This window comes from Bacillus sp. N12A5 (genome assembly GCF_026790125.1).
GTDB lineage: Bacteria > Bacillota > Bacilli > Bacillales > Bacillaceae > Bacillus.
The window spans coordinates 367,503-391,582 of record NZ_JALAMR010000003.1; the positions used below are offsets into that span (position 1 = coordinate 367,503).

The 24,080-nt window shown below is 44.2% G+C and carries 21 protein-coding genes, 1 riboswitch and 1 other annotated feature; all 21 genes read right to left on the reverse strand.

The window, feature by feature from the left end; all coding sequences use genetic code 11:
* Positions 1-93: 93 nt before the first annotated feature.
* The 21 genes from pyrP to ftsA all read right to left on the reverse strand — a co-directional run bounded on the left by pyrP (position 94) and on the right by ftsA (position 23,938).
* Complete coding sequence (gene pyrP / locus MOC09_RS05075) at positions 94-1,401, reverse strand: uracil permease PyrP (protein WP_268367109.1); 1,308 nt, start codon at positions 1,399-1,401, stop codon at positions 94-96.
* A gap of 173 nt (positions 1,402-1,574) precedes the next feature.
* Positions 1,575-2,120: a bifunctional pyrimidine operon transcriptional regulator/uracil phosphoribosyltransferase gene (gene pyrR, locus MOC09_RS05080; protein ID WP_268361996.1), complete on the reverse strand. Its 546-nt coding sequence runs from the start codon at positions 2,118-2,120 to the stop codon at positions 1,575-1,577.
* A gap of 181 nt (positions 2,121-2,301) precedes the next feature.
* Positions 2,302-3,213: an RluA family pseudouridine synthase gene (locus MOC09_RS05085; RefSeq protein ID WP_268361998.1), complete on the reverse strand. Its 912-nt coding sequence runs from the start codon at positions 3,211-3,213 to the stop codon at positions 2,302-2,304.
* A 1-nt stretch (position 3,214) separates the two neighbouring features.
* Complete coding sequence (gene lspA / locus MOC09_RS05090; RefSeq protein WP_268362000.1) at positions 3,215-3,679, reverse strand: signal peptidase II; 465 nt, start codon at positions 3,677-3,679, stop codon at positions 3,215-3,217.
* Positions 3,680-3,781: 102 nt separating this feature from the next.
* Positions 3,782-4,156: a sporulation-related RNA polymerase-binding protein YlyA gene (gene ylyA / locus MOC09_RS05095; protein WP_268362003.1), complete on the reverse strand. Its 375-nt coding sequence runs from the start codon at positions 4,154-4,156 to the stop codon at positions 3,782-3,784.
* Positions 4,157-4,300: 144 nt separating this feature from the next.
* Positions 4,301-7,066 (reverse strand): isoleucine--tRNA ligase, encoded by a 2,766-nt coding sequence (ileS, locus tag MOC09_RS05100; RefSeq protein WP_268363035.1) that lies wholly within the window; start codon positions 7,064-7,066, stop codon positions 4,301-4,303.
* Positions 7,067-7,118: 52 nt separating this feature from the next.
* Positions 7,119-7,344: a binding site (T-box leader), on the reverse strand.
* 62 nt (positions 7,345-7,406) lie between these two features.
* On the reverse strand, positions 7,407-7,901 hold the full coding sequence (gene divIVA, locus MOC09_RS05105) for a septum site-determining protein DivIVA (RefSeq protein ID WP_003221468.1): 495 nt from the start codon (positions 7,899-7,901) through the stop codon (positions 7,407-7,409).
* 93 nt (positions 7,902-7,994) lie between these two features.
* Complete coding sequence (locus MOC09_RS05110; protein ID WP_268369764.1) at positions 7,995-8,768, reverse strand: RNA-binding protein; 774 nt, start codon at positions 8,766-8,768, stop codon at positions 7,995-7,997.
* A gap of 59 nt (positions 8,769-8,827) precedes the next feature.
* Positions 8,828-9,100 carry a YggT family protein gene (locus tag MOC09_RS05115; RefSeq protein WP_003221463.1) on the reverse strand — a complete coding sequence of 91 codons (273 nt, stop codon included), beginning with the start codon at positions 9,098-9,100 and terminating at the stop codon, positions 8,828-8,830.
* Positions 9,101-9,106: 6 nt separating this feature from the next.
* The gene (gene sepF, locus MOC09_RS05120) at positions 9,107-9,562 is read right to left on the reverse strand and encodes a cell division protein SepF (protein WP_268360063.1); all 456 of its coding nucleotides are present in this window, start codon (positions 9,560-9,562) and stop codon (positions 9,107-9,109) included.
* Positions 9,559-10,251: a YggS family pyridoxal phosphate-dependent enzyme gene (locus tag MOC09_RS05125; protein WP_268369766.1), complete on the reverse strand. Its 693-nt coding sequence runs from the start codon at positions 10,249-10,251 to the stop codon at positions 9,559-9,561. The genes sepF and MOC09_RS05125 overlap by 4 nt, the downstream gene beginning before the upstream one ends.
* A gap of 6 nt (positions 10,252-10,257) precedes the next feature.
* The gene (gene pgeF, locus MOC09_RS05130; protein WP_268360065.1) at positions 10,258-11,094 is read right to left on the reverse strand and encodes a peptidoglycan editing factor PgeF; all 837 of its coding nucleotides are present in this window, start codon (positions 11,092-11,094) and stop codon (positions 10,258-10,260) included.
* A gap of 161 nt (positions 11,095-11,255) precedes the next feature.
* Positions 11,256-11,501 (reverse strand): YlmC/YmxH family sporulation protein, encoded by a 246-nt coding sequence (locus MOC09_RS05135; RefSeq protein WP_003221455.1) that lies wholly within the window; start codon positions 11,499-11,501, stop codon positions 11,256-11,258.
* 81 nt (positions 11,502-11,582) lie between these two features.
* Complete coding sequence (locus MOC09_RS05140) at positions 11,583-12,863, reverse strand: acetylornithine deacetylase (protein WP_268369769.1); 1,281 nt, start codon at positions 12,861-12,863, stop codon at positions 11,583-11,585.
* A gap of 86 nt (positions 12,864-12,949) precedes the next feature.
* A riboswitch (TPP riboswitch) is annotated at positions 12,950-13,051 on the reverse strand.
* A 12-nt stretch (positions 13,052-13,063) separates the two neighbouring features.
* Positions 13,064-13,858 carry an ABC transporter ATP-binding protein gene (locus MOC09_RS05145; RefSeq protein ID WP_268369770.1) on the reverse strand — a complete coding sequence of 265 codons (795 nt, stop codon included), beginning with the start codon at positions 13,856-13,858 and terminating at the stop codon, positions 13,064-13,066.
* Between the two features lie 149 nt (positions 13,859-14,007).
* Positions 14,008-14,790 (reverse strand): RNA polymerase sporulation sigma factor SigG, encoded by a 783-nt coding sequence (gene sigG, locus MOC09_RS05150; protein WP_009967190.1) that lies wholly within the window; start codon positions 14,788-14,790, stop codon positions 14,008-14,010.
* 139 nt (positions 14,791-14,929) lie between these two features.
* Positions 14,930-15,649, reverse strand: a complete 720-nt coding sequence (gene sigE, locus MOC09_RS05155; protein ID WP_003221446.1) for an RNA polymerase sporulation sigma factor SigE — start codon at positions 15,647-15,649, stop codon at positions 14,930-14,932.
* A 62-nt stretch (positions 15,650-15,711) separates the two neighbouring features.
* Positions 15,712-16,641 (reverse strand): sigma-E processing peptidase SpoIIGA, encoded by a 930-nt coding sequence (gene spoIIGA, locus MOC09_RS05160; protein WP_268360079.1) that lies wholly within the window; start codon positions 16,639-16,641, stop codon positions 15,712-15,714.
* 191 nt (positions 16,642-16,832) lie between these two features.
* Positions 16,833-21,134 carry a S8 family peptidase gene (locus MOC09_RS05165; protein ID WP_268369772.1) on the reverse strand — a complete coding sequence of 1,434 codons (4,302 nt, stop codon included), beginning with the start codon at positions 21,132-21,134 and terminating at the stop codon, positions 16,833-16,835.
* 297 nt (positions 21,135-21,431) lie between these two features.
* Complete coding sequence (gene ftsZ / locus MOC09_RS05170) at positions 21,432-22,580, reverse strand: cell division protein FtsZ (protein ID WP_268360069.1); 1,149 nt, start codon at positions 22,578-22,580, stop codon at positions 21,432-21,434.
* A 35-nt stretch (positions 22,581-22,615) separates the two neighbouring features.
* On the reverse strand, positions 22,616-23,938 hold the full coding sequence (gene ftsA / locus MOC09_RS05175) for a cell division protein FtsA (RefSeq protein ID WP_268360070.1): 1,323 nt from the start codon (positions 23,936-23,938) through the stop codon (positions 22,616-22,618).
* Positions 23,939-24,080: the final 142 nt, after the last annotated feature.

Genomic DNA, 24,080 nt, shown 5'->3' on the forward strand with positions numbered 1-24,080 from the left:
GATAGACTCGGGGTATGGTTAAATAGAGGGCAGCATTGAAGCTTCCTTCTCTTATAACCCTTCCAAGCCTCTCTGGACTTTCTTTAAAAGGTTTTAGATATGATGTTGTTCAGATGTGTCTGCCTGCTCTTCCTTCGACTGCGGAAGAACCAGGTTTAAGATGACACCGACAATTGCGGCAAGCGCCATTCCCGACACTTGGAATCCCCCTTGAGACACTTGGATAAATGCGCCTCCTACACCGATCACAAGGATAACCGATGTGATAATGAGGTTTCTGTTGTTTTCATAATCAATTTTGTTGTCAATCAGCATTCGCAGACCGCTCGAAGCGATAATTCCGAACAGCAGGAAGGAGACGCCTCCCATGACCGCTGACGGCACTGAACTGATCAGCGCTGAGATTTTGCCGATAAAGCCGAAGCAACAAGCAATCACTGCCGCACCGCCGATGACAAAAACGCTGAATACTCTTGTGATGGCCAGCACGCCAATGTTTTCCCCGTAAGTCGTTGTCGGCGGACCGCCTATCAGGGAAGCTAGAATTGTCGCCACGCTGTCACCCATAATGGAGCGATGAAGCCCCGGCTTTTTAATGAAATCTTGTCCTACGACTTTGCTAAGCACCATTTGGTGGCCGATATGCTCTGACATTGTGACAAAAGCGACAGGAACCATTGCTGCTGCGATGCCGAGTGTTACCGACGGTGTATAGTCTTTGAACGGGATGATAAATTCAGGCACTGCAAACCATTTCGCGTCAAGAACCGGCTGGAAGTTGACAATCCCTTGAGTAAGGGCAAACAGGTATCCGCCGATAATTCCGATCAAAACCGGTATCAGACTTAAAAATCCTCGTAAGAAAATCGCGCAAATAATTGTAATCGCCAGCGTAACTCCTGCAACACTGAAATGCTTTAAGCTGTAGACCAATTCACTTGCGTTTGGGTCAGCATACATCGCCATGTTTACCGCAGTGCTGGCCAGCCCAAGCCCGATGACGATTATAACAGGGCCTACGACTACAGGCGGGAGAATCTTCATCAGCCATCCAGTGCCAAGCTGCCTGATCAATAAGGCAATCAGCCCGTACACTAACCCTGCAAGAAACGCCCCGACCATTGCCGCTCCCGGCCCGCCGGTCGCTTTTACCAGTATGATCGGAGAAATAAAAGCGAAGGATGATCCGAGATACGCCGGAATTTGCCCTTTTGTTATAAGCAGGTAAGCCAGTGTACCGATGCCGCTTGTCACCAAAGCCACAGCAGGACTCATTCCGACCAGCTTCGGAACCAAAATCGTTGAGCCAAACATAGCAAACAAATGCTGCAGGCTGAACGAAACCCAAGAGAAAGGTGTCGGGATATCCCTGACCCCTAAATTTACTTTTTTCTTACTCATGATGATTTCCCCCTGATTGTTGACTTTCATTTTAGAATGACTCATTGACTGTATAAAAAAACCTCTTTGCTATTTTTACGCAAAGAGGCATACAAAGACCTGCCGAATACTATCGGGACTTTGTTGTGCACCTCTTTGCAACCTCTCTGGATTGCCTTTAAAAAGGTGATCTATTATTCATTTTCATAAATGGCGACGAGATCGTTTTGATCTACCTCATGAAGCTGAACCATAACCTTTTCAGCCTTCGATGTCGGGATGTTTTTTCCGATGTAATCCGCTCGGATCGGCAGCTCCCTGTGTCCTCTGTCAACAAGCACAGCCAGCTGAATGGAGGAAGGTCTGCCCACATCAACAAGCGCATCCATACCTGCTCTTACTGTTCTTCCGGTGTACAGGACATCGTCAACGAGAATGACTTTTTGATCTGTGATGTCCACCGGAATATCTGCACCTTTTACAAGCGGTTCTTCGTTGCTCGTTTTTTTGGAAAGATCATCTCTGTATAGGGTAATATCGATTTCTCCAACTGTTACAGGATTCCCTTCAATCTGCTCGATTCGTTCCGCAAGGCGTTTTGCCAAGTAAATTCCTCTTGTCTTGATGCCGACAAGGATGCAGTTATTCATTCCTTTATTGCGTTCGATCATTTCGTGAGCAATCCTTGTCAGCGCCCGTCTGATCGCCTGTTCGTCTAGAATGACAGCTTTTTGATTCAATGGTGACACCTCACAGTTCATATAGAAGAAAAAACCCCTCCTGCCAGAGCATAGAGGGGTTTTAGGACAAGGTGCGCGCGTATACACGCATCCCGTCTATCCGTTATCCTTCTCAGCCTCTCTGGACTGTTTTAAAGAATCTATTCAGCTTCGTTTATTATTTCAGAAAAGAAACACACTGTCAACTGTTTTTTCTGAGGTTTTCGATTAATTCTGCCATATCCTCAGGAAGCGGCGCTTCAAATTCGACATATTCTCCAGTACGCGGATGGTCAAAACCTAAAACGCCCGCATGAAGAGCCTGGCCATTAAAGTCGATCGTTTTTCTCGGACCATATTTTGGATCGCCCGCCAATGGGAATCCGATATATTTCATATGAACACGAATTTGATGCGTTCTCCCTGTTTCAAGCTGGCATTCCACCAACGTAAAATCCTGAAAACGCTCAAGCACGTGAAAATGAGTGACGGCGTTTTTGCCATCACGCGTCACAGTCATGCTTTGACGGTCTTTCTTGTCCCGTCCGATCGGCGCATCAATTGTGCCGTCATCGTGAGAAATAAGCCCATGGACAACCGCCGTATATTTCCGCGTGACCGTTTTGTTGACCAATTGGTTCACAAGTGACTCATGTGCCATATCATTTTTCGCCACCATTAATAATCCGGACGTATCCTTATCGATCCTGTGAACGATCCCCGGACGCATCACGCCATTTATTCCGGAAAGGTCCGTGCAATGTGCCATAAGGCCGTTCACTAGTGTGCCTGTAAGATGCCCGGGTGCTGGGTGTACAACCATTCCGCGAGGTTTATTGACAACCAGCACATCTTGATCTTCATAGTATATATCCAGATCCATCGGTTCTGCCAGCACGTCGAGTGCTTCCGGCTCAGGTACAGTGACGGTCACCTGATCACCCGGCTGAATTTTATAATTCGCTTTTACCGGGCTTCCGTTTACGACAACTTGTCCGTCTTTCACCCATTGCTGCACTTGGGTTCTCGACCAATCATTCTCAGCCGATGCCAGAAATTTATCAATCCGCTCGCTCTTTTGTTCTTCTGAAGCGGTTATATCAATTTGATTCATGCTATTGCTCCTTTTTCTTTTTCCCGCTGTCCAACAGCATTTGTATAAATAAAAGCATTACGCCGACACATAGTGAAGAGTCCGCGATGTTAAAAATCGGGTAATTATAATTGACAATAATGACATGGATAAAATCCACAACTTCCTGTCTGACTGCCCGGTCAATGAAGTTGCCGATGGCACCGCCAAGCATAAGACCGAGGGCCACGCCAAGAAGCCTTTGCCCTTTTGTGTAACGCTGTATGTAATAAACAATGCCAATAATAACCGCGGTTGTAATGAGGTAGAAAAACCACATCTGACCGGCTAATATCCCCCATGCAGCACCCGTATTGCGATGGGAGGTGATATAGAATACCTGATCAATGATCGGAATGCTTTGTCCAAGGTCCATGTTCTTAACGACAAGCCATTTTGTCAATTGATCGGCTGCAATAATAAGTAGTGCGATTACATAATACAGCACAAACGTTCCTCCAGTTTACGGTTACTTTAATCCATTATGCATTTTATCAATAAAAAGCACTGGAGTAAAGAAATATCAGGCATATAAACCGGACAGACACTGTTATTCGTACAGTGCCTGTCCATATTCGATATCAGTTGATTTCCACAGCGGGAGCGTCTTTTTTTCAAATTGGACAGAATAAAGAAAATCATTTGCTGTGCGGGCAGTTGGAAGCACAGCCAGCTTTGAAAGGGGAATGGGAGCCCCGGTTTCTTCACAGTATCCAAATGTGCCGTTTTCGATTTTGGACAATGCGAGTAGAACATCTTGAAGCTCTTCTTTAATGTGATAGATCAGAGTTGCTTTTTGTTTATGATTGATTGCTCCTTGCGGGTTTGTTGAAACCTGAAAGCAAGAATACTCAAATAATCTCGACTGTAATTCTTCTTTCATCAGAAGAAGTTCCGTATAAATTGCGGTCAGTTGATCATTCATTCATCACAACTCCTGCTCTTAACGTAATACCTATATTGTTGCCTGAGAATGATGATCTAAAGCCCATAAGAATTTTCCTGCCATTCTAAACGATGTCACTCTTGGCACAAAAAAAGCCCGGCTTTTACACCGGGCTTTTATTCATTACTTTTGATAGTATTTTTCAACGATTTCAGCGTTTCGCAGTGAAAGTGTAGGGTATTTCGGATTTGCGCCTACATCTTTTGAGATTACACGGGATCTCTCACACATTTCGCCTTCGGCTTTCTCGACAGCGATTTTACCTGTGGCAAAGCTTTGCGCATCGTCCGGCGCTTCATTTTCTTCGCTGATTGTGAGTTCAGACACGATAAACAGCTGAGAAAGATTTTCTTTAATGGACGCCAAGAGTTCTTTGTTTTCTTTGTTTGGATACAATTTCAGGTTTGCTTCCAATGATTTACCGATAATTTTTTCATTCCGCGCAGTTTCTAATGCTTTTAGCACGTCATTACGAAGAGCCATAAAGCGGTCAAATTTATCTTCGGTCGCTTCACTGTTTGGAACCGCGATTGTTTCCGGCATATCTGTCAGCTGTACGCTTTGCTCTTCAACAAATGTTAAATGAGACCATAATTCATCAGCCGTATGTGGAAGAATAGGCGCTGAAAGCTTCACTAATGCAAGAAGCGTTTCGTAGAATACTGTCTGCATGCTGCGTCTATCCGGATGGTCCGCATGCTCGATGTACACAATATCTTTTGCGAAATCAAGATAGAATGAGCTCAATTCGATTGTGCAGAAATTATGGATGCTGTGATACACAACCGCAAATTCGTACTCATCATACGCTTTTTTCACTTTATCAATCAGTTTGTTCAGCTTAATCAGCATATACTGATCCACTTCACGAAGATCTTCGACAGCCACCGCATTCGTTTTAGGATCAAAATCGAATAGGTTGCCATGAAGGAAACGGAACGTGTTGCGGATTTTACGGTATACTTCAGCAACCTGCTTCAGAATGGCGTCAGACACACGAACGTCCGCCTGATAATCAACTGAAGACACCCATAATCTCAAGATGTCGGCACCAAGCTGTTTCATAACTTTAGCTGGAACAACAACATTACCGATTGATTTGCTCATCTTGCGTCCTTCTCCATCCAGTGCGAATCCATGGCTGAGCACACCTTTATATGGCGCTTTTCCAGTTACGGCTACTGCTGTAGAAAGAGATGAGTTAAACCAGCCGCGGTATTGGTCTGAACCTTCTAGATATAAATCAGCCGGGCGAACGAGATCGTCACGTTCTTCAAGCACCGCTTGATGGGAAGATCCTGAATCGAACCAAACATCCATGATATCCTGTTCTTTTGTAAATGTGCCGTTCGGGCTTCCAGGATGCGTAAAGCCTTCAGGAAGAAGATCCTTCGCTTCTTTTTCAAACCAAATGTTTGATCCGTGCTGTCTGAACAATTCAGAAACATGTTCAATGGTTTCATCTGTAATAATCGGTTCTCCGTTTTCAGCATAAAATACCGGAATCGGAACACCCCACGCACGCTGTCTGGAAATACACCAGTCTCCGCGGTCACGCACCATGTTGTGCAAACGCTGCTCGCCCCATTCAGGAACCCATTTGGTTTCTTTAATGGCATCCAGCAGGTCTGATCTGAAATCTTTAATAGACGCAAACCATTGCGCTGTGGCTCTGAAAATGGTTGGTTTCTTTGTTCTCCAATCGTGCGGATAAGAGTGAGTAATAAATTCAAGCTTTACAAGCGCGCCTTTTTCATCAAGCTGCTGTGTGATTGCTTTGTTCGCATCATCATAGAACATGCCTTCAAAGCCAGGGGCTTCGCTTGTCATTACACCTTTTTCATCAACAGGGCAAAGCACATCTAAGCCGTATTTCTGGCCGATGATAAAGTCATCTTCCCCGTGTCCTGGCGCTGTATGAACACAGCCTGTTCCGGCATCAGTTGTTACGTGCTCACCAAGCATAACGAGAGAGTCTCTGCCATATAGCGGGTGTTCAGCGATAATGTTCTCAAGGTCTTTCCCCTTGATCGTTCTTGTCACTTCATATTGATCAAATCCGCATGCAGACGCAACATTTTCAACTAATGCACTTGCTACAACAAAGCGGTCTTCACCAACTGCAATCACGCTGTATTCAAGCTCAGGGTGCACTGAAATTCCGAGGTTTGCCGGAATTGTCCAAGGCGTTGTTGTCCAAATGATGATGCGCTCGCCATTTTCCAATACGCCTTTTCCGTCTTTCACACCGAAAGCAACGTAAATAGATGCTGAACGTTTATCTTGGTATTCAATTTCGGCTTCAGCCAAAGCAGACTCACTTGAAGGTGACCAGTTAACCGGTTTAAGGCCTTTATAAATGTAGCCTCGTTTTGCCATCTCACCAAATACGCGGATTTGCTGCGCTTCGTATTCAGGTTTTAATGTCACATATGGGTTTTCCCAATCAGCGCGAACACCAAGGCGCTTGAACTGCTCACGCTGCCCCTCGATTTGCTTCCAAGCGTACTCTTCGCACAGTTTGCGGAATTCCGCTACAGACATTTCTTTACGGTTGACTTTTTTATTTTTGGTAAGAGCTGTTTCAATCGGCAATCCGTGTGTATCCCAGCCCGGTACATACGGCGCATTGTAGCCGCTCATTGATTTGTAGCGGACAATGAAGTCCTTCAAAATCTTGTTAAGCGCATGGCCCATATGGATGTCGCCGTTTGCATACGGAGGTCCGTCATGTAAAACAAATTTCGGGCGGTCTTTCGTCCGTTCCTGCACAAGACGGTAGATATCCTGCTCCTCCCATTTCTTTTGAATGTCAGGCTCACGGTTTGGCAAATTTCCCCGCATCGGGAAATCTGTTTTCGGCATTAAGAGCGTGTCTTTAAAATCCATTTTCATTCCTCCACTGCATTTTTTCAGAAAATAAAAAAAGCCCTCTCATCCCATAAGGGACGAGAAAGCTTATCTCGCGGTACCACCCTTTTAGAAAAAGCCAGCATACGCTTTTTCCTCTCGAGCATCGTAACGTGATGAACGTCCTAACCTACTGTGAGTTCAGAAAGGAAACTTAAGGGCTGATCTACATGATTCCGGCCTCCCGGACTTCCACCATCTCCGGGTCGCTACGAAGGCCTGAAGGAAACATGACTGTCCCTTTCAACCGTCTTTTCATCTGAATTTATGAACGTATTATATTCGACAAGCTAAGAAAATGTCAAGATCATCAGAGAATTTATTCCTTTTCCTCAAATACAGCGTCGACTTCATACTCAAGCAGATGATCCCAATCGTCATTTTTCAGAAGATCAAGCTGAGCTTCAATCAGCATTTGAAAACGCGTTCTGAACACTTTAGACTGTTTTTTCAACTCTTCAATTTCCATTGCGATTTTTCTTGATTTTGATAACGATTCGTTGATAATGCGATCAGCGTTTTTCTCCGCTTCCCGAACGATCAGCTTTGCTTCTTTTTGAGAATTGCGTTTTACGTCTTCAGCCGCTTCTTGAGCGACTAAAATTGATTTATTCAGCGTTTCTTCAATATTGGCAAAGTGTCCGATTCTTTCATCAAGTTCATTGACTTTCGCTTCAAGCTCAGTTTTCTTACGAAGAACAATTTCGTAATCTTTTCTGACTTGCGCCAGAAATTCATTTACTTCATCTTCATCATATCCGCGAAAACTTTTTGTAAACGTCTTGTTGTGAATATCATTTGGCGTTAATGGCATCATGCCACCTCCATTTTTACATTTCAGTACAGTTATCTAGTTCACATTATAAAACAAATTTCGCACAGATGGAGAAAAAAACTGAAAAACCGACTATTTTTGTCGTTCAAACGTAACTCTCCATTTGTCTTTTTTGGTTTTTCCATCAATTTTTGTTAAGCTGCAACGGCCAAAGCCCCTGATAGACAGCATGTCCCCTTCTGCTACCATATAGGAAGGATCTTCAACAACCTTCCAGTTCACTTTCACGAGCCCATTTTTCACAAGCGTCTGTGATTTCTGGCGGGATTGCCTGCTCATAGAGGCGCAGACGGCGTCAAGCCTTAAAGAAGAAACCGTGTCATCCCTTATTTCGACATCAATTGCCGGAATGTTAAGGTCTGACAAGTCAATTTTCTCTAAGCTGACTGCAGCTTTGCCTGCTTGGGTCAGCTGTGCGGCCACAAAATCAGCGGTATCGGCTGAGACGATCAATTGCACTGATGTCTCAGAAAACACGATGTCACCAAACTTTTGCCGCTTTAAGCCTATGCCCATTAATGCGCCAAGGAGAGAACGGTGATCTACTGTGACAAACTTTTCAGCATAACGGACATGAAACGCCTGCAGTTCAAAATCCGATTCTTCCGGAGTGATGTACTCTGGATACAAAATCGACCGTTTTCGTTCCGCTCTGTCATAGCCGCCGGAAAAAGCAAGCCCAACGTCTGCCTGTCCCACAACAGCAGAGAGGATGACCTGCTCTCGGGGATCTAAAAAGTCGGTCAGCTTCATTCGGTACTGCTCCTGGACAATTCTTTTCCATTCGAGCGCCTGATCAATAAAGGCCCGCTCGTCTTTTCTGAAGTGCTGATATATATCGCTCATCGTCTTTCCCTTCTATGTAAAGAGGCTTGGCTGCTGCCAAGCCCTATCAAACTGTCGCTTTAAAACGCAATCATCCGATAAAGCCCCCACAAGCCGGTTGTCGCAAATCGAAGCACAAGAATGGCTACGATCGGTGAAATATCCAGCATTGCGATCGGAGGGATGATTTTTCTAAATGGTTCGAGATATGGTTCACAAATCGAAGCTAAAAAACGCCCGACTGCTGTTTCCCTCGTACTCGGCACCCATGACATAAAAATATATATGATCAGGGCAAATGAGTATATTGTGATTAATAAGCTTAAAACCGAAAAAACTTGATAAAGGATCATCTCGCTTTACCACCTCTGATGTTCGTCTTCAGATATGAGCTCAGAAATTGTGCCTGATACATCTACGTTGTCAGGCGTGCAGAGAAAAATATCAGAGCCGATTCTTTGGATATCGCCGCCGATGGCATAAACGGTTCCGCTTAAAAAGTCTACAATCCGCTTTGCCTGGTCATGCTGTATCCGCTGAAGATTGACGACAACTGCCCGCCGGTTCTTCAAGTGATCGGCAATTTCCTGTGCCTCCGCATAAACGCGCGGCTCACTTAACACCACTTTAGAGGATTTCTGAACACTTTGCAAGCTCACTACATTCTGTTTGCCCGCAGGTTTATGAGCAGCATAGGCCGGCTTTTCTTTTTGCTCCTGCTCCTCATGAGAATCCCGCTCCGTCTCAATATATTCATATTCGTATTCTTCATCTTCCATCGAGAAAAAGTTTTTCAGTTTATTTTTCATACTCATTGCTGTACACCCCCTGTTTCATTTCCGACTAACGATGAGCCGATTCTAATATAAGTAGCCCCTTCTTCAATTGCAATTTCATAATCATTTGACATGCCCATCGACAGTTCAGTACACGGAGCGTTCGGCTGTTTGAGCTCCTGAACCTGATCACGGAGTTCTCTCAGCGCCCGGAAACAGTTTCTGATCTGGTCTTGATCATCAGTCAGCGGAGCCATTGTCATCAGTCCGGCCACAACGATATGTTCGAAACCGGAAAGCTCCTGTATGAATGGAATGACTTCTTCTTTTTTCATGCCGTGTTTAGAAGGCTCAAGAGAGGTATTGACCTGCACAAAGCATTGGACAGTACCTTCAGCCCTTTTTTCAATTTCCTTCGCTAATGAGAGCCGGTCCAGAGAATGGATATAGGAAACTTTATTGACGACAGCTTTTGCTTTTCTTGATTGCAGACTGCCGATAAAATGCCATTCCGGATTCCCTTTCATCAATTCCTGTTTGCGGAGCAGTTCCGCATCCCGATTCTCTCCGAGGCAGGTGATGCCAGCATCTACTGCCTCCTGTGCTCTTTCAGGCGATACATATTTTGTGACTGCAATAACCGTAACCTCATCGGAGCTGCGGCCCGATCTGTTACATGCTTCGTTTATTCGTTCGTTTATATGTCGTAAATTATCAACAACACGCAAGATCTTTTATGCCTCCTTCATTCCGATAAAAGACATCATCCGTCCAGTTTTCCCCTGATCGCGGCGGTGAGAAAAGAAAAGCGAGGGTTCACTTTCCGTGCATAAACCGCTGACAGATATCTGTTCACCTGCTAAACCGCTATCGATCAATATGAGGCGGTTCAGTTCCTTCAGATCAAGCTGATATTGACCCTGTCCCGTCTGATTTACGGCACGTTCTGCTGAAACCGGCAATGCACGGACAGCATCCATGACACGGTCATCTACCGTATAGCATGCTCCGCTGATAGACGGTCCGATAACAGCATAAATATCTGAGAGATTTGAACCTTCCTGCTCATTCCATCGCTTCACCATTTCTCTGCCAATTTGTTTGACAGTGCCTTTCCACCCGGCATGGGCGACCCCGACAAGTGATTTAACCGGATCATAAAAGAAAAGAGGCACACAATCAGCAAAGCATAATGCCAAAAACACATTCTTTTCATTTGTATAGAGCCCGTCCGTTGCTTTAAAAGCCGAATGATACTCACGGGCGCCTTTGCCCCTATCCCTCTGCGTTACTTTTTGAACGCGATTATCATGTGTCTGATCGGCGAATACCCAAGACTGCAAATCAGTATTAAACATATCGGCAATATATTCACGATTTTTAACTACATCTGCATCTTTGTCATGAACGTGCAATCCTGTATTTAACGATTCAAAAGGCTTTTGGCTGACACCGCCGTTTTTCGTTGTAAATCCGGCAATGACTTCTCTGTTGTTTTGATTCGTTTGTGTCCAGTCTTGTATCATGAGTGTCGAGGGTGTGGTAAGACTGAATGGGTGATATGTATTCATGATGATCCAACCTTTCGACAAACATTTAAAAAAGCGGAATTTCCCACTTATTTTACCACATCTTTCTGCATTCGTTGAGCGCCGATTTGCATATTTCTAAATGAAATGTGCCGGAAGAATCGAGACTTCCGGCAATTGCCAATCCACGGCAGACAAGCGCATTATGCATGCGGTTCATTTAATCGGACCAAGATGACATCTTCCCCGATTTTTACTATATTTCGCCATGGAATGACCAATTCCTCTTCTTTTCCAAAAAATCCGAGAACTTTCCCATTTCCTCCGAGTATGATCGCCTGAATTTTTCCAGTTGTCACATTGATATCAATATCACCAATGCTCCCCAGCTTTTTTCCGTTTGAGACATTGACGACATCCTTTACCTGAAATTCTGAAATGCTGATCATTCCATCACGTCCTTTTTCCGTCCTTTTTTCAAGTATATGAACGGGCAGGCTGAACCTTGTCAGCAAGAAGAAAATTTCATGTCACTGTTCTTTTTTACAGCTGCACCAGCTGATAATAAAATCGAGCATGATTTTTGTATACTCTACCAGCTGCTCAATCGATACCTCTTCGTTGACAGAGTGTGCATTGTGCAGATCGCCAGGGCCGTATATCACACATGGAATGCCGGCATTAAACAGCCATCCGCCATCTGTAACGGACTGAGAAACGTCCATAACCGGGCGCTCCCGTTTCACTTTCTCATGAGAGGCAGTAAGCGCTAAGACGCCTGGGTGGCCAGGGTCAACTTCCAATGCCGGAAAAATTTCTCCTCTGTCTTCAATCATAGATGAGCCTCCCCACTTGAATACAGGGCGGTTGTCCCTAAGCCAAATGTCACTGTCGCTCAGCCGGTTGATATAATCTTCTATTTCCGCAGCCACTTGGTCATGGGTTTCATTTGGGTAAAAATGGACTGTGATCCACAGCCGGCACTCGTCCGCTATAAAAGCCGCATGCCTGCCTCCTTCTATGACAGCCGGATTAATGGTATTTGTGCCTGGTTGAAAGCCGGGATATCTTTTCATAATGGACCAGTGGCGCTCAAGTTCCCCGAGCCCCGCAATGATTTTTGCCATTTTTTCAATTGCGCTTGCCCCGAATGTTCCTCCGCCTGCGTGAATCATATTCCGTCTCGTCCCATCATGAAACGTTTGGCTGCTTTTGATTTCGATCCAGCCTGTAATGACACCGCCCTGGCCTTGAATATGCATATCGCTCGTATCTGCGACAACTGCAAAATCAGCGTGATAGCCCCTCTTGCAGCATTCAAGCGTGCCTGCTTCTCCGACTTCCTCCCCGATAACCGATTGCAGAATCAAATCACCTGGAAGTTCAATGCCTGCCTCACGAATCAATTTGACAGCAAAGAGTACACACGCCATTCCGCCTTTCATATCAGAAGCGCCTCGCCCAATTAAGAGACCGTTTTTTTCAATTGGATGGAACGGGTCATGCTCCCATTCTTCATCCTCTTTTACCTCTGCCACATCTACATGGCCATTGATGATCAGGCTACGATAATCTGCTGAATTTGTTCCCTTTAGCAGACCTACAACATTGGGATCTCCCGGGTACACATCCCATTTATCGATTGAGAATCCTATTTCATTTAAAAAACCAGCAATCCATGATTGAATGCCGTCGGTATTTCTTGCAGGCGGAGCAGGTGTTTGATAAGAAATCAGTGTTTTTGCCAGCTGAATGAGCTCCTCCTTTTGCTCCTCCACCTTTTTTAACAGAGAGTCTATTTGTTGATTCAATGTGATCCGCTCCTATCTTTAAAATCATAAAAGCCATTTCATATGTTATGAAACGGCTTAATAAAAACAAACAGAGTCCTATGCACTCCGCTATTTCACCGCTTCCCTCCGCTGGCATGATCCAGATCAGGTCAAAAGGGTTGAGACAATGTCTCTCTCAGCTTCGCAAAGCACCCCTAGGATGAATCGATATGTGTTTGTCAGGCATTCGTTATCGGCTCGGCTCTTGTTAAAAACGGCCGGTCCTGATTCCATAATACATGGATTGGTGTATCAAAAAAAGCGGAAAGTATTTGATCAGTCAGCATTTCCTTTATTTCTCCTGATCCAAAGACCTCTCCCTGTTTTAATAAAAGGGCTTTGTCAAAGACCGGCAATATTTCTTCCGCATGATGCGTCACATAAAGAATTGATGGCGCATTTTCTTTGTTTGCAATATATGTAATCGTATCTAACAGCTTTTCCCGGGCAATAAAATCCAGCCCTGTGACCGGTTCGTCCAGGATCAGCAGCTCCGGATCGGCCATTAGCGCTCTTGCAATTAAGGCTCTTTGTTTTTCCCCTTGAGAAAGGGTTTCATAGCGGCGGTCGGCATATTCAATTGCGCCCAAGTCCTCTAATAAACCGATCGCTTTTTCCCTGATTTCCGCACTTGGCGTTTCATATAATCCAATTGAAGCGTAAGCTCCGCTTAGAGCAATCTCAAAGGCTGAATCTGATGGATATAATTTTTGCTGCAGAGCCGCTGAGACGAGGCCAATTTTCCGTCTGAGCTTCTCCCCAAGCTCCGTTTTACCAAACTCATGGCCAAGCACCTGCATCTCACCGGATGTTGGGAAGTAATATGAGCAAAGCATATTTAACAGCGCTGTCTTTCCGGCGCCATTCAGTCCGTAAAGCACCCAATTCTCCTTTTCCTCCACCTTCCAATGAATATTCCTCAGTATCCATTTTCCATTTCGTTTTAGTGAGACATTGTCAAGCTGCAAAATCATCGTGGTCCTCCTCTAAACTCTTATAATTGTTTTAATTTTCATAAAACTTCGTACGGACTAGGATACCTTATTTTTTCCAAAACGTAAACCACCCGCAATCAATAGAAAAGCCTTTAAAACAAAAATCGTTTTAAAGGCTTTTCATTTCACTATTGATGAATATTCTTATTCATTTGTTTGATAGCCGCTTTTTCAAGCCTAGACACCTGAGCTTGGGAAATTCCGATTTCCTCGGCTACTTCCATTTGTGTTTTCCCTTGGAAGAAGCGCTTTCTTAAAATCATTTTTTCCCTATCATTCAGCCTTCTCATGCCCTCTTTTAAAGCCAGCTCTTCAATCCATTGTGAATCTGTATTGCGCTCATCACTGATTTGGTCCATCACATAGATCGGGTCTCCGCCATCATTATAGATCGGTTCAAATAGAGATACCGGATCCTGAATGGCATCAAGCGCAAATACGATTTCCTCATGCGGTACTTCAAGAACTTTTGCGATGTCTTCTGCAGTCGGCTCCTTGCTTGTCTCACTGATTAACCGCTCTCTTACCTGAAGCGCCTTGTAAGCGATATCCCGGAGCGATCTTGAAACACGGATCGGGTTATTATCGCGTAAATACCTGCGGATCTCTCCGATAATCATAGGTACAGCGTATGTTGAAAACTTAACATTGTGGCTTAGGTCAAAATTATCAATGGATTTCATTAGTCCGATGCAGCCGACCTGAAATAAGTCATCAACATACTCCCCTCTATTATTAAATCGTTGAATGACACTTAAGACAAGACGCAAGTTCCCGTTTACAAGCTTTTCTCTTGCTGAATCATCGCCTTCATCCTGCAGCTGCCTAAACAGCTTTCTCATCTCTTCATTCTTGAGTACTGGTAATTTGGAGGTATCTACCCCGCAGATTTCGACTTTATTCCTAGACACTTTTTTCCCTCCCTACAGGAGCTGCTGTACAACGTTAAGTATCTCCTCGGGTGGGAAAAATATGCACTGCACTCAGACCGAAAAACAGTCGAAATCAGGAAATCCCTGTAAAATCAAGGGGTTATAACCATAAAAAATTTTACACCATTTTGTTGAACTCTTTTCTTAGTCTTTTTATTATTCTTTTCTCTAGACGCGAAATATAGGATTGAGAAATCCCCATCATATCCGCTACATCCTTTTGGGTCTTTTCTTCTTCGCCGACAAGCCCAAACCGCAGCTCCATGATTTGCTTTTCTCTCTCATTAAGCTGTTCAAGCGCTTTTTTTAAGAGCTTTTTATCCACGTTGGCTTCTATGTCTTTTGTGATAATATCATCGTCAGTGCCAAGCACATCAGAAAGCAACAGCTCATTGCCGTCCCAATCAATATTAAGCGGCTCATCAAAGGAAACCTCTGAACGGATTTTGTTGTTTCTTCTTAAATACATCAGGATTTCATTTTCTATACACCGTGAGGCATAGGTCGCCAGCTTGATTTTCTTTTCTGGATTGAACGTATTTACAGCTTTGATTAAACCAATGGTGCCGATGCTGATTAAATCCTCTATGTTAATTCCCGTATTTTCAAATTTACGGGCGATATAGACAACCAGGCGCAAATTGCGTTCAATTAAAATGGCACGAGCCGCCTGATCGCCGTTTGGGAGCTTCATTAACAGAACCTGCTCCTCATCTTTGGATAATGGCGGCGGCAGGGCTTCACTCCCGCCTATGTAATAGACTTCATCGCTTTTCAATCCAAGTTTCATCAGCAGCTTATACCAGAGGTGCGTCAGTCGCAATTTCAGTTTTTTCATCTTCCTCTCCCTTCTAAATGTCACGCCGTTTGAGTATGATAAATAACGGACATTTGCGAACATTATGAAACGTGTTTGATGGCCTTGCCCGAAAGCATTTTCGGGTGAATGATCGCGTCAAACTCTCCATCTGCCGATAGCTTTGTTGTGCTGATGCCGATTAAGCATTTATTTGCAGAAATCATTTCTTCTTTTGTCATAATCGTTACGTGATCCGGTTTTACGCATAATAAAAATTGGTTTTGCTGACCAACTCCCCTGTATGGAATCAGTCTCATTTTATCTAAAAAGCGAAATGAATCATCGAGCTGTTCAATAGCTTCCAATGGGTCTGCGTTTCGAATGATCATCGTTTCGGCAGCTCCGAAAATCGGCTCCAGTTTATCAATGTAAATGATCATAACCGGTGTTTTTGTAAGAGGATCGTACAGCTGATTACCGGAATCAATCAGCCCTCTGACATGAAGTGTTTGGCTGCCCAAATCCGCCTGCACGCTGACTCGTTCTTCATATTGAATGTTTTTTGTTTCTATCTCTTCAATTCTTCTTTTAGAAAAAAACCATAATGCTGGAAAGCCAGCAACAATAAACAACCAGCTGATCGGGTCCCCAAACCCTGTTTGATTGGTAATCATGACACCGTTTCGAACAACAGAATTTGACTGCAGCAAAGAATGGGCTCCGATAATTCCTCCCCCCATTAAAAAAGTGGCAAAATAAAAGGAAAACAAATTTTGAAAGAAATAGCGAAATCTTTTAAAGCCAAATGTCACCATCACAATCACAACTGAAAAAGCCAGCTTCCCGGCCGGATGTTCAACGATTGGAGAAAAAGGAGTAAACATCAACAGGACAATACTTGAACCGATGAACGCTCCGCCTATCAGTCTTCTTTTTTTCACATGCCGTTTTAAAATAAATGCCGTGAGCAAAAGCAAAAGTGCATCAAAACAAAAGTTTAACAGCCAAATGACATCTAAATAGATTTTCACATCTGACTCCTTTCTTTCTTGCCTCACGCTGTTCCCCTTCTTGTTTCATAAGTATAAAGCAAGCTCTGTGGGAAAGTCTGTCAATTAATGTTGAGAGGAAAATACAATTTTTCAGGGATATCTGCTTAATTTGTCGAGGGTATGAACAAGAGGATAAAAAAAGCTGCCTGTGACGGCAGCTTTTTTTACACTTAATTTTCAGTATTGATATAAAGTTTTCCATTCGCTGTTTTTCTTGTTTCATTTCCATAATCATCACGTGCAATCACTTCTACTTTTGCTCCGTTTGCTTTAATAGAAGAAGTGGCTGTCCAATAGCCTTCATATCTCCCCGGAGAAATTTCTCTCAATGGAAGCTCGGTGGCGTTTTGCACACTCGCTCTAGCATTTGTCAGCGGCAGACGGATGACAAACGTTGTATCCAAATCTTCTGCGCTTGAGAAAGCGATTTTCACCGATTCACCGGCTTTTAAGATTTTGTCCTCTCCTGGGATCAATCCAGAAATGACAGGCTTGTCAAAGTGGACATCAATTACAGCCTTTTTCGTCGTTTTGTTGCCTGCTAAGTCTGTTGCAGTCACCTTGATTTCATTGCTTCCGTTTTCCAAGAGAATGCGGGCTGAGAATGAACCATCTGTAACCGTTGCTTTTTTGCCATTCACCTTGACTTCTTTCAAATTGTCATCGGATACAGACCCTTTGACAGTCAGCGCTTCTTTATTTATTTTTTCGCCGTCCTTTGGATTGTCCAGCGTCAATTCTGGCTTGGCTTGATCAAGCGTGACTGTGACTGGGCTGGAGGCATCCGTAGTTCCGTTGTCTGTTGATGCAGCGGCCGTCAGTTCATTTTCACCTGTGCTGAGAGAGATGCCTGCCTGGAACGTGCCATCCGCCGCTGCTTTCGTTTCTCCTGCTTCTTTCCCTCCTTTGTAAATGTGTACTGTTGTACCAGGAGAGGCTTTTCCTTTTACAGTAACGTTCTCCTTGTTTGTGTACGATTTGTCTGCTGGTGACGTAATTTCAGGTACGGCAGCTTCATAATCAACCAATGCGCGAATCATATAGTTTCCGTCTGCTTTGTCACCTGGCTGCCATTGCCCATCTATATACTGCCAGTTGCGGCCAGAATTCTGACCGGTTTCATCCATTGCCAGTCCAGGTGAATATGGATCAGGTTTTGACTGGATATAGACGAGATAAAAGTCTTTATCTACCATAATCCCTTTTGAACTAAGATCTACCTTGGTCCATTCGCCATTGCGAAGGGCTTCAGCGTTAAATGGCCCGGCAATTTTTTTGCCTGGTGCTCCGTCTTCTCCTTTAGCATCGTATACCTCAACCTTAAACTCCGTGCCGCCAGGATCAGGGAACTCTGTATCCCAGAATCTGAACAGTCCTCCTGTAAGCATGCCTTTGTCCTTGCCGTCAGCCAACGTCATTTTGACAGCCCATCCATTACCGGCTGCAAAATAGGAATTGGCATTCTCCGCCGTTCCGTCATCATATGCAATCTCACCCGGATAACCAACGAAAGGCTTCAATACAGTTTCCTTCGTAACATTCCCTTTTAAATCAACGGAAAATTCATCGCTGTAATAACCCGGTGCAGCGATCTTAATTGTATAGGCGCCTTCATAGGCCTCAAGCGTATATTCACCTTTGTCATTTGTTGCAGCAGGTTCAACCGCAGCATCCTCTACAACATAAACGGAAGCGCCTTTAACCGGCTCTCCTGTCGTTTTATTGATGACCGTACCTTTTAATGTCCCCTTCTTCATTTCCTCTAACGTAAAATTAGCTTGTGTCGTTTGATCTGCCTGGAGAGACACTTTTTGTGTTTTCGATTGATAGCCGTACGCTTCTGCCATAAGCGTATAATCTCCCGCTTTATGCGTCAGCTTGTACTGCCCTGTTGATTGATCTGAATATGTTGATTTACCTGTTTCGACCACGCTGACTTGCGCTCTAACCGGCAAAACATGAGGCTGTAAATCTTTATTCTGATGTTTGACCGCTGTATTTGCCGATGGTTTAGCTTTTTTCGGATTTACCGGCTTTTTCTTTTGTTTTCCTGATGGCTTTTCGACACCTAGCTTATTCTTTTTGGCTTTTTTTCCGGACGACTTCTCAGAAAGCATTACATCATCAATGTACCAGCCCTCTTTTGCAATACTTTCATCAGATTGAAGGTTAAACATCACTTGAATGTTTTGCCCTTTATAAGCGGATAAATCAATTTCTTCATCCGTCCAGCTCGATGTCTTTCCGTTATAGACACCAGCCTGCTCCCAATTCTTTTCACCTTCTGGCAAAACAAAAACGTAGCCGTAATCAAAATCATCTTCTAAATTGTGCCAGCTCTTAAATTGAAGAAACAGGTTTCCTGCATCAGGCACTGCAACAGGAGGCATCATAAGATTCATGTTTGCTGAGTTGGCATAGTTTCCTGACAGGTTTGTTCCGTATACCTTTTCTCCTGATGCTGCTGTAGTTGGGCCTGCTGTCGGAACTCCCCATTCCCAGTTATTATTTGTACCGCTCGCAATCCAGCCGCCAGGTGCAGTTTCGAAGTCCTGCTTGTATCCCACCGTGATGCTTGGTTTCACAGTTACATCGTATGTGTCAGACTTAACGATATGGCCGCCAAAATCCTGGATTATCCACTTATAGCTTAATGCAGGTCCTTTTATGTTTGGAATCTCTGCCTGATACGTTCCTTTCAGGTGATCACCGCTGATTCGTTTAGCCGTTACTTCTGTCCATTCACCTTGATCCAGCTTATAGGACAGTTTAACTGACGTCACACTCACATTGTCTTCAGCTGTCAAAGTCAGAGGCAGGCTGGCGCCTTCATAGGCTTCTGTTACTTTCTCATGCTGATAGACAGGAGGTTCTTGATCATCTCCTTCTACAGAAACTTGTCCTTCTGCTTTTCCTAATCCATCTGTAACAGCTGATACAGCATCAAAAGCGTTCACCAACCCATGGCCATATCCGTTATTCGGTGAATCAGGAAATGTTGAATCCGTCAGCGGTTCAGCCGTGCTCGTTAATATATCCTCCATCTCATCGACAGAAAGTGAGGCATCTGCCTGTTTCAGCAGGGCGGCAACAGCAGACACATGCGGTCCCGCCATTGATGTGCCGTTCCATCCGTCCTCATATGTCTGGCCGGGAACGGAAGACCGGATATTTACGCCCGGTGCTGAAATCTCCGGCTTAATTTCATCGTATGGAGATGGCCCTTGGAGAGAAAAATCAGCGAGCTTTTTGTTAATATCAGTCGCTCCAGTTGCAAACGATTCGGGATAGTTTGCCGGGTTTGCGATAGAACCAGGTCCGCCCGGAATAAAGAGATCCGTGTTTCCCGCTGAAAACTCAGGGAAAATGTCAGCCGCACGCCAGGCATTGACCATGTCTCTGTACCATTCATCAAGTCCTGAGCCGCCGCCCCATGAATTATTGACAACATCAGGAGCCATTTCAGGATGAGGATTTCCCTCTGCGTCCTTTGGAGCTAAAACCCATTCTCCAGCTTCCAAAATGTCAGCATCAGTACCGCCATCTTCAGAGAATGCTTTAACCGCAATCCATTTTGCGCCAGGCGCTACACCGATTTGATTCGTTCCATCAGGTTCAGATCCCACCATTGTACCTGTCACGTGGGTTCCGTGAGCCAGATCATCATAAGGGCTTGCTTCTCCTGCAACGGCATCAAACCAGTTCAGTTCATGATCAGGCTCATCAGGATTTTCCGGATTATATCCGCGATATTTTTCTTTTAACGCCGGATGGTTCCATTCCACACCGGTATCAATGGACGCGACAACCGTGCCAGTTCCATCGTATCCAAGTTCCCAAGCTTTCGGTGCATCTATTTGGTCAACATTCCATTCCACACCATCAGTTGCTTTGACAGCTTTTTGCGCTTTTTTCATATTAAATGGAGATGTTGACTTAAAAAGCTGCCGTTTCTCATTTGGAAGCACCTTTTCCACTTCAGGGAACTGCGCCACTTTTTCCATAACCTCTTTTGAGGCATGAACAGCGATTCCGTTCACCACATAATAAGGGTGTATATCGGATGCATTTCCTTTATTTTTCTGGCTGTTCAAGTATTTCAAAACGTCTTGCTGGGATTCATTGGCTGTGACTTTTAAGGAAGACACAACGGCAGAACGCTTTTGATATTCCGTCTTAGCAGCAGTCAGCTTCTTCGATTTCGCTTTTTTGACTGCTGCTTTTGCCGCTTTTTCTGTGTCAGCTTGATCCTTAAATTTAATCAGAAAGGTCGTTTTTTCTTTCTTTTTAAAACTTTTCTTTAATGAACTCGAAATCTTGTTCTGAATAGATTCAGCAGTTTGAAGCTCCTGTTTAACAGAAGATGAGGCGCCTTTGCTGCTTGCCCCGGCTGCACCCGGAAACAGCAGTGAACTGATAACAACCGTACTTAAAACAGAGCTGATGAGTCTGTTTTTCGTTTTTTTCCTCATTTTTTATCCCCCTTTTTCAAAATGCTTTGTAAAAAAATGTCGTCCCTCCTTTTAAAAATGAATGGTTTGTCAGAACATCGTTGTACGTTAACTGTAGACAATCTGTAATACAGATATTGTCGTTTTATGTCATTCATTTTCCATATATATGAAAATGATAAAATCGTCACAGGATGAAAATAGATCTAATGGCACAATTTGTTGCTCTGTGAAGGAAGAAAGAGAATAGACTTTACGAGAAGAAAGGTTTTGGAGAAAACAAAAAGGACAAAATCGAAAACGATTTTGTCCTTTACATTAGCCGCGTTTGTTACGGTTTCTTAAGAATGTCGGGATGTCAAGCGTATCATCAGCCGGCTGTGAGTTATGACGGCTTACTGTGCTTTGTTGCTGAGGCTCCTCACGTTTTGGCTCACGCTTTGGAACACTTTGATTATGGTTTTTGATGCTTTGGTTTAAGCTTGGACGCTGAGGTTTCGTCACGTCCTTCTCTTGTTCGATAAAACCAGTCGCAATCACTGTCACCACAATCTCGTCTTTTAGATTTTCATTAATAACAGAACCGAAAATCATGTTTACGTCTTGGTCAGACGCCGAAGCGACAATGTCCGCTGCTTCCTGAACTTCATATAGGCTGAGGTTTGTTCCCCCAGTGATGTTCATAAGGACGCCTTGTGCACCGTCAATGGCCGCTTCAAGAAGCGGGCTGGAGATGGCTTTTTTCGCCGCTTCTGCTGCGCGGTTTTCTCCAGTTGCAATACCGATACCCATCAAAGCAGATCCTTTGTTTGACATGATTGTTTTCACATCAGCAAAGTCCAGATTGATAAGACCAGGTGTGGCAATCAAGTCTGAAATGCCTTGAACCCCTTGGCGGAGCACGTTATCGGCTTCACGGAATGCTTCAAGCATCGGCGTGTTTTTATCCACAATTTCCAGGATACGGTCGTTCGGGATCACAATCAGTGTATCCACCGCTTCCTTCATTGCTGTGATTCCGCCTGCAGCCTGAAGCTGTCTTTTGCGTCCTTCAAATGTAAACGGTCTTGTGACGACTCCGACTGTTAATGCACCTAAGTCTTTCGCGATTTGTGCGATAACCGGTGCGGCACCTGTTCCTGTTCCGCCGCCCATGCCAGCTGTCACGAATACCATGTCAGCGCCTTTTAACGCTTCTTCAATCTGTTCTTTGCTTTCTTCAGCGGCTTTTTTTCCGACTTCCGGATTCGCACCTGCTCCCAATCCTCTAGTCAGCTTTGCGCCGATTTGCATTTTCACTTCTGCTTTTGACAGGTTAAGAGCTTGAGCGTCCGTGTTTACCGCGATGTACTCTACTCCTTGCACTTCATTTTCAATCATTCGGTTGACAGCGTTGTTACCGCCGCCTCCTACTCCGATTACTTTAATTGATGCTAAGCCGTCTATGTTTGTTTCGAACTCCAACATGCTAAATCCTCCTAATCTGCCGAATGACTATCTATCTATTCCCAAAACATGCTTAATAATTTTTTCATTTTGCTCTGTTTATTATGTTCGGCTTGTGTTTTTTGTTTTCCTTTTGGCCGCTGCTGCACCTCATTTTGGTGATGATGCTGCTCTTGTTCCTCTGATGATGTGACTGCAATTTCCTGTATCGCTTCTTCAGGCATCTTGAAGCCTATTTTTCTGCCCTGAATTCTTGCATTTCGGCAGGCGAATTGGATCAGGCCCACTCCCGTCATATATTGAGGATCTCTTACACCGATATAATTCGGGCTTGCCACTCTGACATTGTTTTGCAGCACATCCTGTGCCAAAGACATGACACCAGGCATTGCTGCTTGTCCCCCTGTCAGCACGAAGCCTCCCGGCAGATCGGTAATTCCCATAATGCGAAGCTCTTCTGAAACAATTTCAAGAATCTCTTCTACTCTTGCTTCAATGATATTCGCTGTTTCCTGTTGTGTAAATGTTTGTTTTTGATTGGTGCCTATCACGGTTACCTCGAAGACCTCATCTTCCGAGGCTTCGTCATAGTAGGCATGTCCAAATTGCTTTTTCACGCGTTCTGCTTCTTCTGTTGACGTTCTCAATCCGATGGAGATATCTTTGGTGATATTTTCGCCTCCGAGAGGAATGACACGGGTAGAAGTGAGATGTCCGTTTTGGAATACGGCGATGGTTGTTGACCCTCCCCCAATATCAATGAGAGCCACACCAAGGTTTTTCTCGTCTTTTGACAATGCAGCAGAACCGGCTGCCAGCGGCTGAAGACAAATATCAGTTATTTCAATACCGGCTCTTTCAACACAGCGAAGCAAGTTATGTAAGATTGTTTTTGAACCGGTGATCAGGGTGCCCTCTACTTCTAAACGCACACCCAGCATTTTTTTCGGGTCGGTGATTTCATCTCTTCCATCTACGATAAACTGTTTAGGAATGACGTCGACAATCAGCTGTTCGTGCGGTACTGAAACAACCTGTGCCGCCTCCATGACACGGCGTACATCTTCAACCTGAATTTCTTTATTTTCGCTGGAAACTGCTACAACACCGTTTGTATCTTGAATATTGATATAATTTCCATTAACGCCGACAATAGCTTTTCTAAGCGGAAAACCTACCATTCTTTCAGCTTGGTCAAACGCTTTTCTTATAGAATGAACGGTCTCATCTATATCAACGATTGAGCCTTTTTTCAACCCCTCAGACGGTACATTTCCCACACCGATAATATTAAGGGAATCATCTGTCATTTCTCCGACGATCACTTTTGTATTGGACGTACCGATGTCAAGACTGACGTAAAGTTCATTGTTGTTCATTCTATGGCACCTCCTCACATTTCGATCATTTCTATTCTATTATTTGCGGAACAACAATACAATGAATGTGGCTTTACAAGTGTGTAACAAAAAATAACAACGGAATATTCCTTATGCGGTTTTCACAATTTATGTTTATTGA

Excerpts from the sequence above, each read along its gene's own strand:
- pyrP (WP_268367109.1), bottom strand. The coding sequence starts at position 1,401 with ATGAGTAAGAAAAAAGTAAATTTAGGGGTCAGGGATATCCCGACACCT.
- ftsZ (WP_268360069.1), bottom strand. The coding sequence starts at position 22,580 with ATGTTGGAGTTCGAAACAAACATAGACGGCTTAGCATCAATTAAAGTA.
- ylyA (WP_268362003.1), bottom strand. The coding sequence starts at position 4,156 with ATGAATGATCAACTGACCGCAATTTATACGGAACTTCTTCTGATGAAA.
- MOC09_RS05145 (WP_268369770.1), bottom strand. The coding sequence starts at position 13,858 with ATGATTTTGCAGCTTGACAATGTCTCACTAAAACGAAATGGAAAATGG.
- divIVA (WP_003221468.1), bottom strand. The coding sequence starts at position 7,901 with ATGCCATTAACGCCAAATGATATTCACAACAAGACGTTTACAAAAAGT.
- MOC09_RS05115 (WP_003221463.1), bottom strand. The coding sequence starts at position 9,100 with ATGATCCTTTATCAAGTTTTTTCGGTTTTAAGCTTATTAATCACAATA.
- ileS (WP_268363035.1), bottom strand. The coding sequence starts at position 7,066 with ATGGATTTTAAAGACACGCTCTTAATGCCGAAAACAGATTTCCCGATG.
- sigE (WP_003221446.1), bottom strand. The coding sequence starts at position 15,649 with ATGAAAAAACTGAAATTGCGACTGACGCACCTCTGGTATAAGCTGCTG.
- sepF (WP_268360063.1), bottom strand. The coding sequence starts at position 9,562 with ATGAGTATGAAAAATAAACTGAAAAACTTTTTCTCGATGGAAGATGAA.
- MOC09_RS05165 (WP_268369772.1), bottom strand. The coding sequence starts at position 21,134 with ATGAGGAAAAAAACGAAAAACAGACTCATCAGCTCTGTTTTAAGTACG.
- MOC09_RS05085 (WP_268361998.1), bottom strand. The coding sequence starts at position 3,213 with ATGAATCAAATTGATATAACCGCTTCAGAAGAACAAAAGAGCGAGCGG.
- MOC09_RS05135 (WP_003221455.1), bottom strand. The coding sequence starts at position 11,501 with ATGATCAGCATTTCAGAATTTCAGGTAAAGGATGTCGTCAATGTCTCA.
- MOC09_RS05110 (WP_268369764.1), bottom strand. The coding sequence starts at position 8,768 with ATGAGCGATATATATCAGCACTTCAGAAAAGACGAGCGGGCCTTTATT.
- pgeF (WP_268360065.1), bottom strand. The coding sequence starts at position 11,094 with ATGAATACATATCACCCATTCAGTCTTACCACACCCTCGACACTCATG.
- ftsA (WP_268360070.1), bottom strand. The coding sequence starts at position 23,938 with ATGAACAACAATGAACTTTACGTCAGTCTTGACATCGGTACGTCCAAT.